The organism is Parasphingomonas frigoris (assembly GCF_036663815.1).
GTDB lineage: Bacteria > Pseudomonadota > Alphaproteobacteria > Sphingomonadales > Sphingomonadaceae > Sphingomonas.
Genome location: NZ_JAXOJQ010000094.1, coordinates 1 through 1,057, shown reverse-complemented (window position 1 = coordinate 1,057; position 1,057 = coordinate 1). Strand labels below are relative to the sequence as shown.

The window sequence follows — 1,057 nt, the reverse complement described above, 5'->3', positions numbered from 1 at the left end:
GCGGCGATCGCGCTGTACGCGATTACGACTAGGTGACCCAAACTCCCTCGCCTCTGCGGGGAGAGGGAAGGGGCCCGCCGCACTTGCGGTGGGAAGGGAGAGGGGAGTGAGGCTCGGGACGATTCATCCCAAAGCCCCTCTCCCTTCCGGCGCAAGCGCGCCTCCCTCCCTCTCCCCGGAGGGGCGAGGGACAAGGGAATTAATCTTCCGCTGCAATCTTTACCTTCAACCCATCCAGCCCGTCGGTCAGCTCGATCTGGCACGACAATCGCGAAAACTCGTCGCGATCACTCGTCGAATCGAGCAGGTCATCCTCGTCCGGCCCCATCGGCTTCAGTTTGGCCGCAAAGTCCGGGTCGACATGGACGTGGCAGGTGGCGCACGAGCAACAGCCGCCGCACAGCGCCAGGATCTCGTCGATCCCGGCGTCGCGAATGACTTCCATCACCGATAGGCCCGCCTCGCCGATGATCTCGCGTTCGTCCCCTTCGCGCGTCACGACGATAAGCTTGGGCATGTCATTCTCCGAAAAATCTTCTTGCGTTCATGCCGTTGCGCGGGCCCGGGATCAAGCATCATGGAGCCGAGTCTTATGGGCCTGAGCGCAGACCAACTCGAAACCGCGATGGCAGCGTTGTGCGCCATCGAGCCGGCGTTCGCGGTCGCGGTCGGCAATGCCGGCCACCCGGCGCCGCGGATCAGCGAACGCGGCTTCGCGACGCTGCTGCGCACGATCGTAGGCCAACAGGTTAGCGTCGCCTCGGCGGCGGCGGTGTGGAACAAGCTCGACGCGGTGGTCGGCGGCGCGGGTGACCCATTGAAAATCGCCGCCGCCAGCGACGAGACGCTCCGCAGCGCGGGCCTCTCGCGCCAGAAGCTCGGCTACGCACGGAGTCTGGCCGACGAAGTGACGAGCGGCCGGCTCGATCTCACCAACCTGCCTGAGGACGACGAGGAGGCGATCGCCGCGCTGGTCCGCGTCAAGGGCATCGGCCGCTGGTCCGCGGAAATCTACCTGCTGTTCGCGGAAGGCCGTACCGACATCTGGCCGGCGGGC

The 1,057-nt window shown here is 65.9% G+C and carries 2 protein-coding genes; one reads left to right on the top strand and one right to left on the bottom strand.

Annotated elements, in window-relative coordinates:
- Positions 1–199: 199 nt before the first annotated feature.
- A complete protein-coding gene (locus U1872_RS22720; RefSeq protein WP_332795109.1) occupies positions 200–517 on the bottom strand; it encodes a 2Fe-2S iron-sulfur cluster-binding protein in 318 nt (105 codons plus the stop codon).
- 75 nt (positions 518–592) lie between these two features.
- Between U1872_RS22720 and U1872_RS22715 the strand changes: the two genes are divergently transcribed.
- Positions 593–1,057 (top strand): DNA-3-methyladenine glycosylase family protein (locus U1872_RS22715; protein WP_332795108.1); only part of this gene is annotated, 465 nt, incomplete at its 3' end.